This is a genomic window from Streptomyces silvisoli (assembly GCF_029269905.1).
Lineage (GTDB): Bacteria > Actinomycetota > Actinomycetes > Streptomycetales > Streptomycetaceae > Streptantibioticus_A > Streptantibioticus_A silvisoli_A.
In genome coordinates this window covers 297434-310777 of sequence record NZ_JARJBC010000005.1, presented here as the reverse complement: position 1 = coordinate 310777, position 13344 = coordinate 297434, and the positions used below count along the sequence as shown (strand labels likewise).

The 13344-nt window shown below is 69.7% G+C and carries 15 protein-coding genes; 3 read left to right on the top strand and 12 right to left on the bottom strand.

Annotated features, from left to right (window positions below; all coding sequences use genetic code 11):
* Nucleotides 1-95: 95 nt before the first annotated feature.
* Nucleotides 96-2234 (bottom strand): glycogen debranching protein GlgX, encoded by a 2139-nt coding sequence (gene glgX, locus P3G67_RS11370; RefSeq protein ID WP_269855881.1) that lies wholly within the window; start codon nucleotides 2232-2234, stop codon nucleotides 96-98.
* Nucleotides 2235-2400: 166 nt separating this feature from the next.
* Between glgX and P3G67_RS11365 the strand changes: the two genes are divergently transcribed.
* Nucleotides 2401-2589 (top strand): hypothetical protein, encoded by a 189-nt coding sequence (locus P3G67_RS11365; protein ID WP_276093327.1) that lies wholly within the window; start codon nucleotides 2401-2403, stop codon nucleotides 2587-2589.
* Here P3G67_RS11365 and P3G67_RS11360 read toward each other — a convergent pair.
* The 3 genes from P3G67_RS11360 to P3G67_RS11350 form a co-directional block, all read right to left on the bottom strand.
* Nucleotides 2586-3857 (bottom strand): PP2C family protein-serine/threonine phosphatase, encoded by a 1272-nt coding sequence (locus P3G67_RS11360; RefSeq protein ID WP_276093326.1) that lies wholly within the window; start codon nucleotides 3855-3857, stop codon nucleotides 2586-2588. The two genes, P3G67_RS11365 and P3G67_RS11360, sit on opposite strands and share 4 nt — an antisense overlap.
* Before the next feature lie 125 nt (nucleotides 3858-3982).
* On the bottom strand, nucleotides 3983-4402 hold the full coding sequence (locus P3G67_RS11355; RefSeq protein WP_276093325.1) for a hypothetical protein: 420 nt from the start codon (nucleotides 4400-4402) through the stop codon (nucleotides 3983-3985).
* 160 nt (nucleotides 4403-4562) lie between these two features.
* Nucleotides 4563-5120, bottom strand: a complete 558-nt coding sequence (locus tag P3G67_RS11350) for a hypothetical protein (protein WP_269855877.1) — start codon at nucleotides 5118-5120, stop codon at nucleotides 4563-4565.
* A 159-nt stretch (nucleotides 5121-5279) separates the two neighbouring features.
* Between P3G67_RS11350 and P3G67_RS11345 the strand changes: the two genes are divergently transcribed.
* Both P3G67_RS11345 and P3G67_RS11340 read left to right on the top strand, forming a co-directional pair.
* The gene (locus tag P3G67_RS11345; protein WP_276093324.1) at nucleotides 5280-5453 is read left to right on the top strand and encodes a CsbD family protein; all 174 of its coding nucleotides are present in this window, start codon (nucleotides 5280-5282) and stop codon (nucleotides 5451-5453) included.
* A 128-nt stretch (nucleotides 5454-5581) separates the two neighbouring features.
* Entirely contained in the window at nucleotides 5582-6016 is a 435-nt protein-coding gene (locus P3G67_RS11340) for an SRPBCC family protein (RefSeq protein ID WP_276093323.1), read from the top strand.
* A gap of 41 nt (nucleotides 6017-6057) precedes the next feature.
* Here P3G67_RS11340 and P3G67_RS11335 read toward each other — a convergent pair whose 3' ends face one another.
* The 8 genes from P3G67_RS11335 to P3G67_RS11300 form a co-directional block, all read right to left on the bottom strand.
* Nucleotides 6058-6543 carry a MarR family winged helix-turn-helix transcriptional regulator gene (locus tag P3G67_RS11335; protein WP_276093322.1) on the bottom strand — a complete coding sequence of 162 codons (486 nt, stop codon included), beginning with the start codon at nucleotides 6541-6543 and terminating at the stop codon, nucleotides 6058-6060.
* A 245-nt stretch (nucleotides 6544-6788) separates the two neighbouring features.
* Nucleotides 6789-7220, bottom strand: a complete 432-nt coding sequence (locus P3G67_RS11330) for an ATP-binding protein (protein ID WP_276093321.1) — start codon at nucleotides 7218-7220, stop codon at nucleotides 6789-6791.
* A gap of 164 nt (nucleotides 7221-7384) precedes the next feature.
* Nucleotides 7385-8611 (bottom strand): PP2C family protein-serine/threonine phosphatase, encoded by a 1227-nt coding sequence (locus tag P3G67_RS11325; protein WP_391858235.1) that lies wholly within the window; start codon nucleotides 8609-8611, stop codon nucleotides 7385-7387.
* A gap of 45 nt (nucleotides 8612-8656) precedes the next feature.
* Nucleotides 8657-10522: a PP2C family protein-serine/threonine phosphatase gene (locus P3G67_RS11320; RefSeq protein WP_276093319.1), complete on the bottom strand. Its 1866-nt coding sequence runs from the start codon at nucleotides 10520-10522 to the stop codon at nucleotides 8657-8659.
* On the bottom strand, nucleotides 10519-11562 hold the full coding sequence (locus tag P3G67_RS11315; protein WP_276093318.1) for an ATP-binding SpoIIE family protein phosphatase: 1044 nt from the start codon (nucleotides 11560-11562) through the stop codon (nucleotides 10519-10521). The genes P3G67_RS11320 and P3G67_RS11315 overlap by 4 nt, the downstream gene beginning before the upstream one ends.
* Nucleotides 11562-12002 (bottom strand): anti-sigma regulatory factor, encoded by a 441-nt coding sequence (locus P3G67_RS11310; RefSeq protein WP_269855869.1) that lies wholly within the window; start codon nucleotides 12000-12002, stop codon nucleotides 11562-11564. The genes P3G67_RS11315 and P3G67_RS11310 overlap by 1 nt, the downstream gene beginning before the upstream one ends.
* Nucleotides 12002-12421, bottom strand: a complete 420-nt coding sequence (locus P3G67_RS11305; RefSeq protein WP_276093317.1) for an STAS domain-containing protein — start codon at nucleotides 12419-12421, stop codon at nucleotides 12002-12004. The genes P3G67_RS11310 and P3G67_RS11305 overlap by 1 nt, the downstream gene beginning before the upstream one ends.
* Nucleotides 12418-13320: an STAS domain-containing protein gene (locus P3G67_RS11300; RefSeq protein ID WP_276093316.1), complete on the bottom strand. Its 903-nt coding sequence runs from the start codon at nucleotides 13318-13320 to the stop codon at nucleotides 12418-12420. The genes P3G67_RS11305 and P3G67_RS11300 overlap by 4 nt, the downstream gene beginning before the upstream one ends.
* Nucleotides 13321-13344 lie beyond the last annotated feature (24 nt).

The following is a 13344-nucleotide window of genomic DNA, read 5'->3' as shown; positions in this document are numbered from 1 at the left end:
TGCGGACTGTTGCTGAGCAGTGTGGCGCCACACCCACTGCTCGGCAAGAGCGGGGCGGAAGGCGCTCGGGACCCGGCGCTGGAGCGGCGTGGTACTCATTCCTGCCGGGACTGTTGCAGCACCAGGAGGGCTCGGGCTTCGACCTCCACCTCGGTACCGGACTTGATCAGCGATCGGTATTCCACATAGGGGATGGCCGTGTCCACGGCCACGCTCCACCATGCCCCCAGGCCGAGCGGCACCGTGAAGGTGAGCGGTTCATGGTGGGCGTTGAACAGCAGTAGGAACGAGTCGTCCTGGATGCGGCGACCGCGCGGGTCCGGCTCGGAGATGGCCTGCCCGTTGAGGAAGACCGTCAACGACTTGGCGAACCCCGCGTCCCAGTCCTCGTCGGTCATCTCACGACCCGCCGGAGTGAACCAGGCGATGTCCGACAGGCCGTCCCCACCACCGCGCACCGCGATGCCCTGGAAGAACCGCCGCCGCCGGAACACCGGGTGGTTCCTGCGGAACGCGATGAGTTCCCGGGTGAACTCCAGCATCGCGCTACCCTCGGCGACCGCCGACCAGTCCACCCAGGACAGCTCGTTGTCCTGGCAGTAGGCGTTGTTGTTGCCGTGCTGGGTCCTGCCGAGCTCGTCCCCGTGGGAGAGCATCGGCACGCCTTGGGACAGCATGAGCGTGGCCAGGAAGTTGCGTTGCTGGCGGGCGCGCAGGGCGAGTACTTCCCGGTCGTCGGTCGGCCCTTCCACCCCGCAGTTCCACGAGCGGTTGTGGCTCTCCCCGTCGCGGTTGCCCTCGCCGTTGGCCTCGTTGTGTTTGTCGTTGTGGGAGACCAGGTCGCGGAGGGTGAATCCGTCATGGGCGGTGACGAAGTTGACGGAGGCGTACGGTCGGCGTCCGTCACTTTGGTAGAGGTCCGACGAACCGGTCAGGCGGGAGGCGAACTCCCCCAGGGTGCCGCCCTCGCCCCGCCAGAAGTCACGCACGCAGTCGCGGTACTTTCCGTTCCACTCGGTCCACAGCGACGGGAAGTTCCCCACCTGGTAACCGCCGTCGCCGACGTCCCAGGGCTCGGCGATGAGCTTGACCCGGGAGATGACGGGATCCTGTTGGACCAGGTCGAAGAAGGAGGACAGCCGGTCCACGTCGTGGAACTGCCGGGCCAGGGTGGCCGCCAGGTCGAAGCGGAAGCCGTCAACGTGCATCTCGTCCACCCAGTACCGCAACGAGTCCATGATCATTTGCAGGGTGAACGGATGGTCCATGCGCAGGCTGTTACCGGTGCCCGTGGTGTCCCAGTAGTAGCGGGGGTCGTCGGACAGCCGGTAGTAGGCGGCGTTGTCCAGTCCGCGGAACGCCAGCATGGCGCCCAGGTGGTTGCCCTCCGCCGTGTGGTTGTAGACCACGTCCAAGATGACCTCGATGCCCACTTCGTGCAGGCTTTTGACCAGGTAGCGGAATTCCTGCACCTGTTCGCCTCGCTGGCCCGAGGAGCAGTAGGCGTTGTGCGGGGCGAAGAATCCGATCGTGTTGTAGCCCCAGTAGTTGGACAGGCCCTGCTGCTTCAGATGGTGGTCCTGGACGAACTGGTGGACCGGCATCAACTCGATGGCGGTGACGCCCAGTTCGGTGAAGTAATCCAGCATCACCGGATGCGCCATGGCGGCGTAGGTGCCCCGGATGTTCTCGGGAATGGCCGGGTGGGTCCGCGTCAGGCCCTTCACGTGGGCCTCGTAGATCACCGTTTCGTGGTAGGGGATCTGTAGCCGGTGGTCATGCCCCCAGTCGAAGTACGGGTTCGTCACCACCGACTTCATCACGTAGGGGGCGGAGTCGGCGTTGTTCCGTCGGTGCGGCGCGCCAAGACGGTAGGGGAAGACCGCCTCGTTCCACTCGACGTCCCCCTCGATCGCCTTCGCGTAGGGGTCCAGCAGCAGCTTGTTGGGATCGCACCGGTGTCCCCGGCCCGGCTGGTAGGGGCCGTGGACGCGAAATCCGTACCGCTGACCGGGGCCGACATCGGGCAGGTAGATGTGGTGGACGAAGCCGTCGGCTTCCCTGAGTTCGACGCGTTCCTCACCGTCCCGCTCGTCGAACAGGCACAGCTCGACCTTCTCGGCCACCTCGGAGAAGACGGCGAAGTTGGTGCCGCTCCCGTCGTAGGTGGCTCCGAGCGGAAAGGCGCTGCCCGGCCACCGGTTCGAGTCCGCGGCGTCCTGCCAAATCGGCATGTTCGCAAACCTCCAGGTCGGACGGATCACAGCACCAGCTCGCCCAGGGTGACACGATGCATACCCCGTGTGCTGCAGCCTTCCCGCGAGTCGATGACCTATGTCCTCCGGGGGCAGGATGGTTCGCGAGCTGACTCGACGACTTCGAGCCGGGTAGGCGCGGGGCATGTCGAAGTTCACGTGGTGGATACGGTTACTCGGACTCGCGATGGCGGGCGGCGCGCTCGCGCTGCTTGTCCAGCACTGGTCGGACGGCAGGCCGTGGCCGGACGCGGGGGTGTCAGCCGCGCTGCTGTTCGTGGTGGCGCTCGTGATCGGGCTCGCCGCACGACGGCACCCGCGCCGACACCGCTAGCCGTTCGCGGGTGCGGCCCTGACGCCCTTGCCGGGTAGGTGGGTTGCGGTCTGGATCCCTGATGTGTCCGTGGGTTCCGCCGACGGCGGGTGCCATTCGAAGAGCAGGATGGTGGCGTCGTCGTCGAGCTGCCCCCGCCGGTGGTCGAGCACCGCGTGAAGCAGTCGGCGCAGCGCCTCGGGCGTTGGTTCACCGGCGGCGATGGCGCGGATCACGAAGTCGGTGAAGCGCCGTTCCCCGAACACCTCTCCGGTGCCGGAGCGTGCTTCGGTGACGCCGTCGGTGTGCAACAGCACGCGGTCGCCGGGCTCCAACTGGGCGTGATGGATGCGGCGGGGCACGTCGGGGTAGCCGGGTCCCAGGCCGAGTGGCAGCTCGGCGTGGTGTTCCAGGGCGCCGGAGATGACGTGCTGGCCGCGGATGAGCAGCGGCGGCGGGTGACCGCAGTTGGCCCACCTGAGCTGACCGCTGGCCAGGTCGAGGTGGGCGAAGACCGCGGTGAGGTAGCGGTGCGGGAGCCACTGTGCCAGGGCGTGGTCGATGGTCTCCACGATGTCCTTCAGATCACCGCCGGCGCGGCGGGCGACCCGGCAGCCCGCGAGGCCGACGGCCGCCGCCAGGCCCGAGGCCAGGTCGTGGCCCATCGCGTCGATGACCGTGGCGTCCAGCGCCTTGTCGGACAGCGAGTGGTCGAAGGCGTCGCCACCGATGTCGTAGGCCGGTTCCATGACGGCGCTGGAAGTGACCTGCCGGGTGCCCACGGTCCGCGGCGGGAGGAAGGCCCACACCATCTCCGCCGGCAGACGCATCGGCCGAGCGCGTGTCGCCTGCAGGTAGGTGTCGCTGTACATGCTCCTGGAGAGCAGCAGCAGGGTCGTCAACGACGCCAGCGCCCGGCAGCGGCCCAGCAGTGTGCCGTCCAGCGATCGGGCGTGCAGGCCCAAGACACCGATCCGCTCGATTCCGTCCATCATCGGCAGCCAGGCCGCCAGTCCCTCCTGGCCGTCCTCAGCCACCCGCAACGAGACCGTGCGGTAGGCCCAGCCGGCCAGCGTTGCGTCCACCGGCAGGCCGCCCTGGCTGCTGTCCGGTACCGTCCCCAGCGGCACGAGCCGCTCCTGCTGCACGTCGGCCAGGTAGACGGTGGCCTCGTCCAGCCCCAGTTCCCTGGCCGCCCGCGCCACCAGGGCGGGTATACCCTCCACCGGCAGGTGGTGCGACTCCTCCAGCAACTCGCGGAGCAAGGCGCCGAATCCCGCGTCATCCATCCTTCCGTCACCTGCCGTGTTCGGAGATACAGCGACGCGACGCCTCGACCCGTGATCGTCTGGCAGGGGTGGCTCCCGCCGGAGCCGGGAGGAGGCGTCCGGGTACTCGTCCGGGCCGTCCCAACTCAGGCGCTGAGCAACCGGTTGAAGAACGAGCGGTAGCGTTGCAGCGCGGTGCGCAGGTCCTCGGTGCTGACCTGTTCGCCCCGGTTCCACTGCCCTTCGAGGCCCTGCTTGTACTCGGCGAAGGTCGTCGCCAGAGTCTGCATGACTTCGGCGACGAGGGCATCGGCCGAGTGCACGGCGTCACGGGGGTCGTCGACGAACCTGTTCTGGATCTCCTGCCACTGGGACCGGAAGGTCTCCTGGTCCTCTTCGTTGAGCAGTTGGGGCAGATCCTCCGTGGCGGGCTCCGCCTTCTCGGGGGCGGCGGTTCCGGCTTCCGCCTTCTCGGGGGCGGCGGTTCCGGCTTCCGCGTCCCGTCCCGTCTCGATTTCGGTGCCTTCACCCGGGTAGGTGGGCTGCTCGGTCGGCGGCGCGGCCACGTCCTCAGTGTCTTCCTGCGCTCCGGCGATGTCCTCGGTTGAGAGGCCGCTTTGACCTGGGTCTGTTTCGTGTCGCATGGTCTGTGCTCTTTCCTGGTCCGTGCTCGTTCCGTCCACGTCCGGCCTTCCTGGCTTCTCCGTACCAGGCGGGGGTCCCCCGCTATGCCCGGACGGGACGCTGCTGGCCGCCATCGCCGAGGAGTTCCTCGAACAGCGCCCGGTAGTGGACCATGGCACCTCGCAGTTCCTCCGTGGTCGCCTGGTGGCGAGTGCTGCGCTCGTCGATCTCGTGGGCGGCCCTGTAGTGCTCCAGGGTGCGGCCGTGTTCGACGGAGAGGTCCTTGAGCTGCTGCTCGTAGCCCTCGGTCGGGTAGCCGCGGTCGTGCATCAGCGACGTCACGAGTCGATCAGCGTCGTGTACCGCGTCTTCGGGCCGGTCGACGAACTCCTCCTGCACGTGCACCCAGTTGTCGCTGTACCGGTCCCGTGCCGCCGGAGCCAGGGGCTTGATGTCCAGCGCGTCGTGGCGCTTCTCGCGTGCGCTCAGGTCGCGTTCGGCGGCCCGGCGGCTGTCAGTGGTCTCGACCGTCCGCTCGTACTCCGGTCCGAAGCGTTCCCGTAGCCGACGGCGACGCATGACGAGCGATGTGGCCAAGGCGGCGATGACGATCACAGCCGCCACGGGAACGATGATGGCGATGAGGGTCCCTGTTGACATCGGGTTCACCCCTTGCGTTGCAGGCAGTCACCGAGTGGTCGGCTTCCCTGCGGCAAAACACATCAAACCTGCGACATTTTGTTTAAAAGGTGCCATACGGGCAGACGTGGCTTGGGGAGCCCAAAGAGGGATCCAAGGGAGCCGTGGAAGGAGCTGGCCATGAGTGCTGGCAAGAAGGCCGAGCACGCGGTCAAGAGGGCCAAGGGCAAGGTCAAGAAGGACACCGGCAAGGCCATCGGTGATCCTTACCTGGAGAGCGAAGGCAAGGGCGAGCAGTTGGAGGGCGGACTCAAACAGGCCGGGCAGAACATCAAGGACGCGTTCAAGCGCTGACGGGGTCGGCCCGCCGACGCCCTATCGCGCCGTCCAGCCCGGCGGCCGGGCACGCGGGCCCGCACGGCCGTGGTCGACCATGCGGGCCCGCGTGGCCGTAGGGCCGCGGCGCGCCTATCCTCTGTGCAGTGGTTCTCTTCCAGATCCAGCGCTGCTCGGCCCTGCCGACCGGCGAGGCCTGGAGCCGACTGACCCGTTGGGAGCGCCACGGCGCGCACATGCCGCTCACCAGGGTCGTCGTGACGACATCGCCGCCGACCCGCGTGGGCACCAGGTTCGCCGCCCGCACCGGCGTCGGCGCCATCGGGTTCGACGATCCCATGGAGGTCGTGCTGTGGGACCCACCGGCTGGTGGCACCTGCGGCCTCTGCCGTCTGGAGAAGCGGGGTTCCGTGGTGTCGGGCTGGGCCACGATCGAGGTGTGCCCGCGCGGCACCGGCTGCTGGATCCAGTGGCGCGAAGACCTACGGGTACGGTGGCTGCCTTCGGTGTTCGACCGGCCCGTTCGCTGGATCGCGAAGCGGGTCTTCGACCGCGTCCTGGACGCTCTGCTCCGCGAGTGAATCCGCTGTGCGCCACGGGTGTTTGGCCCCGGTCGGCGTGCCTACTCGTTCCCGGTGCCGCGCGATCCGTACGTTCGCGCCGTCACGGAGGCGGCCAGGAAGGCCTGCAACGCCCGCACCAGTGCGGCGCGTTCTTCGGGGTCCATCGCCGTCAGTACAGCGGCCAGCGCTCGACGTCGTCGCGCCGCTATGTCATCGAGCAGCCGCCTGCCTTGCGCGGTGACCGACAGCAGTACCTCCCGCCGGTTGCGCGGCTGAACGGACCGTTCGAGGAAACCGGCCGCCTCCAGACGGTCGCACAGCCGACTCGCGGTGGGCATGCCGATGTCCAACTCCGCCGCCAGACCGGTCAGATTGAGCTTGCGCCGGTCCTCCAAGGCCTCCAGGGCGCGCAGTTGCAACGTGGACACGTGGGGCGCCGCGAGATGGAAGGCTCTTGACCACACCGCGACGAGTTCCTGCACGGGACCGGACATCCGCTCGGCGGATTCATCCGGACGCGGCCCGGGACTCTGGCCAAAGCCCATGGGCCACTCAACCTCCACAAGGGCTGTTCGTCGCGCGGCGAATCGGGGCGGTCCGCATCGGGACCGCTGCTATCCCACGGCGGACGACGCCATCACGGTACGGCACGGGAAATCTCTCCGCTGGAGTCGGTACGGGCAGTTGTTCGTCCTAGCGCCGTACCCAAAGACCCGCGAGGTAAGCGGGCCGGCGTTGTTCGCCGACCCGTGGTGGCGTACGGCCGGTGCATGCCCGCCTCCGGTGTGCGTCAACTCAGGGCTATGCGGGCGTGGACGGACTTGCCGCCCTCGTGACGCCGCGTGTACAGGTACTCGGAGAGCGCGGCCGCGATCTCCAGGCCGTGCCGGCCCACGCGGTCCGGGTCCTGCGGAGCGGGCCGAGGCGCGATGGGGTTGCTGTCGCAGACGGTGACTTCGATTCCCCCGGGTGCCAGCTCCAGGCTCAGCTCACACGGTCCAGGGGCGTACTTGCTGGTGTTGGTCACCAGCTCGCTCACGACGAGTTGGGCGTCCTGGATGACCCGATCGTCGAGCCGCATCCGCATGGTGCGCTGGGCATGCTCCAGGAACTCCGTGGCGAAGTCCCGCGCGGCGGCGATGACGTTCGGATCACGGGCTTCATAGGCTCTGTCCCAACGCAGCGACGACATACGGTTGTCGACTACCCCGATCGTGGTCATGGTAGACACCCGCCCCTCTCTCGCTCCTCCTAGTGGCATCCGGCGGCCTGGTACGTGTGCGTCTACCCGGCTACGTCGCACTTTTCACTTCGCAATGTGCTCTCGTCAATCCGTAATGCGTTGTCTTCATGTGCCAGGGGCCACGGTACGGCGACGTGAAGCGCTCATGTGCGGGTGGACGGAGGCGGTTCATCGGTGCGCGGGGCGCCGGGGCGGCCCTTCCAGTCCAGGCACACCACCGTGGCGTCGGCGGCGAGATCGTGGCTGCCGAAGTGCTCGATGAGGCCGTGGACCACGGCCCGGGCGGTCTCGTGCGGCGTGGCGAGCCGCGAGGCGCTGATGGTGCGCCGCAGTGTCCGTTCCCCGTACAATCCGCCGTCCGGCGAACGCGCCCCGTGCACACCGGTGCTGACGATGACCAGCCGGTCGCCCGGGGCGACATGGAAGGTCTGCTCCTCGTACTGGGTCTCCTCGAACATGCCCAGCGGCAACTGGCCTTCCAGTTCGATGAGTTCGACGGTGCCACCGCGCTGGCGGAACAACTGCGGGGAACCGGCGTCGACGACATCCACGAGACCCGTGTCGAGGTGGAACCGCAGCAGCAGGGTGGACGCGTAGACCACGCCCCCGTATTGGGCGTAGACCGCCTGGTCAGCGAGGCTGGCCTGGTCCGCGATGCCGACCCCCGCGCGGCGCGCGTTGCGTAGCGCGTTGACGGTCAGGTTGGCCAGGAGCGACGCCTCGATCCCCTGGCCCATACCGTCGGTGACGGTGACCGTGAGGTGCTCGGCGCTGGTGGACCAGTCGAAGTTGTCGCCGCCGATGGCGTAGGCGGGCTCCAGATGGGCGCCGAGGACGTACTCGTCCCGGGCACAGCCGCGACCGGGCAGCAGTTGCCACTGCATCTCGGCCGCGAGGGTCAGGCGCTTACGGCGGCGGGCTTGCAGGTACAGGTCCGTGTCCCGGTCCGCGGCGAGCAGCTCGTGGCCCAACGCGGTGGCGAACTCGGCCAGTTCGGACACCGTGGCGGCGTCCGCGTCGGCTGCGGGCAGCTCGACGCAGAGCACTCCCAACCGGTCACCGCGCACGGTGATCGGCAGGTGGGCCAGAACGACAGCCGGGTCCTCGGTCCGCTCCACCACGGGGACCTGCGTGGAGTAGGAGCGACCGGGAGGGCCGTGGTGAGCTGGTACGGCTTCGGCACCGTGCGGCGGCTGCGGCACTGGTTGCAGCACCGCCGAACCGTAGTCGGCCATCAGCAACGTGACGGACCGCGCCCCCACTCGGCCCGCCAGCAGCCTTTGGGCGGCGGGGATCAGCGCGTGCGGCGCAGCCTCGCGCAGGACGGCCTCGGCGGTCCTGCGTCTATCGTCGTTGGTCACAGCGTCCACGTCCTGTTCGGGGCGTGTTGGGCCCGTAGTCGTGTGCTCGGTCGGTCAGTCCTGTGCATTGTCCGTGACCAACGGTGGTGGTGGGACCTGTGCGCCGCTCGGCGGGGGCGACGTGATCGGCTTGGCGGAGCCTGGCCCGCACGCTGCCGCATGGTGCGGGCGCCTGCGCAGCCGCGGCGCGCCAGGGGCGCCCAGGGGTTCGGTGCCGGTGTGACAGAGCAGCAGGCACACGTCGTCCTCACGCTCGGAGTCGCGCAGCATGCGCCCCAGCACGGTCTCGGCCACGCCGTCCAGGTCCTGGGCCAGGTCCGCCGCGTCGATCTCGGCCAGCGCCGTGCCGAGGCGGGCGATGCCCGGGTCCAGCCCCTCCCTGCGCCGTTCGACCAGGCCGTCGGTGTACAGCGCGAGGGTGGAGCCTGGTGGGAGTTCCACGGTGTGGTCCCTGATGCCCTGGCTGAGCGGAATGCCGAGCATGGCCCCCGGCTTGACGTCCAGGATCCGAACCCGCCCTTCCGAGGTGCGCACCACGGGCGGCGGGTGGCCCGCCGCGGCCCAGGTGACGGTGGGGTCGCCGGGACGGAAGCGGGCGATGGCCGCCGTGGCGTACAGGTCCGGCTCCAGGTGGTGGAGGAAGGCGTGGAGGCGGGTGAGCAACCGCCCCGGGGAGTCGCCGTCCACGGCGTAGGCGCGCAGCGCGTTGCGCAGCTGGCCCATCATGACCGCCGCGTGGAGTCCGTGCCCGGTCACATCGCCGATGACGGCGATCAGGCTGCCGTCCGGCTGGGCGAAGGCGTCGTACCAGTCTCCGCCGATGTTCAGGCCGTGGGTGGCGGGCAGATAGCGGGCGGCGAGCTGGAGTCCCGAGGTGACCGGCAGGTCGGTGAGCAGCGTGCGCTGGAGTGTTTCGGCGATGTCGCGGTTGTGCTCGTACCGCAGGGCGTGGTCGATCGCGATCCCGGCCCGGCGGGCGAGTTCGATGAGCATGACGGTGTTGTCGGTGTCGAAACGGTCACCGGGAGGAGTGAGGGTCAGCACCCCCAGCGTGGAGCGCCGGGCGGTGAGCGGCAGACAGAGCAGGGGCACTCCCGGAGCCAGTGCCGAGGGCGGCAGATCGCCGACGCCGGGCAGGTTTCCCGGATGGTCCGCGGCGTACTGCGGGCGCCCGCTGCGCGCGGCGACGACGGCGGCCGCGGGATGTGGAGCCCGCGTCTGGGCGTCGTCGCCCTCCAGCAGCCAGACGTCGGCGCTGCGCGCGTGTTGCGGCACGAGGAGCTCAGGAAGGCGGCGGAGGATCTCCCGGTGGCTGAGCGAGGCGGTCAGGGCGGCGCTGGCGTCGGCCAGGAAGGTGAGCCGGTGGCGAGCGCCTTCCGCCTCCGCGCGGGCCGCCTTCTCCGCGGCGAGCAACTCGCGCTGCGTCCGGTCGGCCGCGTCCAGTTCGGCGTGGAGGGCGAGGACACCCTGGTTGGTGTGGTGGAGTTCCTCCCGGTGGAGACGGACGAGTCGCTCCAGCTCGTCCAGGCGGCTCAGGAGCGCCGCGGTGTCGTCGTCCCCGAGAAGCAACGCCTCGGCGAGCGGAGTGGGCGGCTCGGCGGCCTGACGAGCCGCACGCTCGGGGTCGGGGCACACGACGGTCCTCTGCCAGGAAGGCTCTGCTGAGGACCGGCCGATGCGACGCAGGGCGAGCCGGAGACATCCGGGTTCGCCGTCCGCTGGTGCGTCGAGCGCCTCGAAGACCAACTGCCAGGATCCGGGCTCCTCCGGACACCTCCTCAACCGGGCGGTCAGCGTCGTCAGCAGCCGGGCACGTTCGACGGCGGGCACGCCTCCGGCCGCCGCGAGGCGCGCCACGGCGATACGGGCGTGGGCCGCGTCGGAGACACTGGCGACGGGCCAGGCGTGGGTGCGGGTCATAGCGGGCGGTCCAGCGGTGCGGGGGTCATTACGGCCACTGTGGTGTCGTCACGCGCCGGGCGCGCCGAGCTGCTGGCGTCGCGCAGCACGACCGCGGCGATCACAGCTGGGTCATGGGCGTCCAGGCGCGGGTCCTGGGGCGGGATCCAGCGGCTGGGCAGACCGTCACTGTGCAGGACCAGCAGGCTGTCCTGGTTCCAGGGCACTTGGTGCTCGGGGATGAGGGCGGGGAGGTAGGCGCCGACAATGCCCGGCCGGGAGAGCAGCGAATGCCAGGTGCCGTCCGTGCGCAGCCGCGCGCCGATGTTGCCGACACCGGCGACCACCAGGCGGTCGGTGCCGTGGGCGAGTTGGACCAGCGCGATCGCGGCTCCGCGGGTCCGGCGCAGCGCGCTGTCCAGGCGCCGGAGCATCTCCCCCGGTGTCAGATCGGGCATGCGGCGCAGTTCGTCCACGGCTGTGGTGGAGGCCCGCGCGGCTTCGGGGCCATGGCCGAGGCCGTCGGCGAGCATCAGTGTCAGCCGGTTCTCGCCACGTACGTATGCCCATGCGTCGCCGCTGTGTTCCGCCTCCAGTGCCACATGGACCCCGCCGACCCGGGGCAGTTCCTTGGCCGGTCTCGAGGCGCCCGCCTGAGCGGCGCCGCGATCGGCGAGCCGGGCCAGCACGACCGTGCCGCGACCGAGGACGGTGTGCAGGTCGAAGGCGTCCGCGACACGACGGCAGGTCCCCAGGCCCGCGCCCAGCGAGGTGCTGGTCGAGTAGCCGTCACGCAGTGCGGCGAGGACGTCGGGGATGCCTGGCCCGTGGTCCACGGCCAGGATCTGCACCACGGCCTGCCCGTCGTTGGGCGTGTCGATCAGGACTCGTCCACCACCGGCGTGTCTGAGCAGGTTGGTGGCGAGTTCGGTGGCCACGAGGTCCGCGTCGGCGGTGCGGTCGGCGGTCAGCCCGGTGTGGCCGCACGCCGCCTCCACGGCGACGCGGACATCGCGCACACGGGTGGAATCGTGTACCGGAACGTCCCATACCCGGGTCATCACAACGCCCTGCGGGGGTAGGGAGGCCCGGAGGCCCAGGCGGTGATGGTGACGGTGGTGCCCTCTCCCGGCCGGCTGTCGAGAGTGAACTCGTGCACCAGCCGCCGGGCACCGCCCAGGCCCATGCCCAGCCCGCCGCCGGAGGTGTAACCGTCGGACAAGGCGAGTTCCGTGTCGGGAATCCCCGGCCCGGAATCGGTGAACACGAGGCGCAGGCCATGGATCCGGCCGCGCGCCACCGGTGTGCACTCCATGTGACCGCCTCCACCGTGTACAAGGGTGTTACGCGCCAGCTCACTGGCCGCGGTGACCAGTTTCGTCTGCTGGACCAGTCCGAAGCCGAGTTCGGCGGCGGCCTGTCGGACGTGTTGCCTGATCCAGGTCAGGTCCATGTCCGAGCCGATCGGCAACCTCGCGGCGACGGTACTGGGCACGTGCATCACACGCCCCCTTGCCGTGGATGCGCGCCACAGTGCGCTCCGGACGGCTCCCGCAGCAGGCGCAGGGCCTGCTCGACGTGGAGGGCGGTGCACAGCCCCGGTAGCGTCAGGCCGAGTTCCACCAGCGTGATCGCCACCGCGGGACGGATTCCGGCGACCACGGTCCGTGCCGCCAGCAGTTTGACGGTGGCGGCGATGTCGGCGAGGACCCGTCCCAGAAAGGAGTCGACGACCTCCACCCCGGAGACGTCGATCACCACGCCGGTGGCGGTGGTCTCCGCGACCGCCCGGGTGATGTCCTGGCGCAGGTACTCGGCGGTCTGGTCGTCCAGGTCCCCCTGGACGGTCACCAACAGTACGTCGCCCAGGGTGAGTACCGGGACGTGCGCGCCAATCGCCTCCGTACGAGGGCACGTCACGTCGGATCGACCTCCGCGGACACGCCGACCGCGGCGCCCGTGCCCTGTCGCCGCAGAGCCAACGCCAGGGCGTCGGCCAGCGTGGCGCGGGTGACGACCGATCCCAGGTCGATGCCGAGGTGCACGATCGTCTGGGCGATCGCCGGCCGTATACCGGAGACGATGCACTCCGCGCCCATGAGCCGCGCTGCCGCCACCGTCTTCATCAGATGCTGGGCGACGAGGGTGTCGACGGTCGGCACGCCGGTGATGTCCAGGATCGCGAAGCGCGCCTGCTGGGCGACGACGGCCTCCAGGAGGCTTTCCATCACCACCTGGCTGCGCGCGCTGTCCAGCGTGCCGATGAGCGGAACGGCCACGATCCCGTCCCACAGCTTGATCACCGGAGTGGCGAACTCAAGGAGCTGCTGGCGCTGACGGTCGATGAGTTCCTCGCCCTCGGTGAGCGTGGTCTCCATCACCGCCAGGCGCAGGGTGCCCATCAGGACCGTCAGGGCCAACGTGGTCCGCTGGACCCGCTCGGTCGGCAGGTCGCGGGACTCCGCAGCCAGCAGGTCGGTAACCGGAACCCGTAGCGCGGCCACTTCGTTGGCGATCTGCGCCGGAGTGCGCCCCATTCGGACATGCGACGCGGACATGCGACCCAGTTGCTCGCGCACGACCGCGAAGCCCGGTGCCTCGATGTCCTCGATACGCTCCGAGGCGGCGACCACGGACAGCGCGTCGATCACGACCTTGCACGCCTCCACCGCCTCGTCCCGGGAGACGGTGAACACCGTCCGAAACAGCGTCGCGTCCGCCCACCGCTGGGCGATCTGCTCACGGAAGCGCCGCAGGAAGTCCCCGACCTCCCTGGACGGCGACCACTGCGCTCCCGTCTCGTGTTCCGGCACCCGCATCTCCAATCCGTACCACCGTTCCCA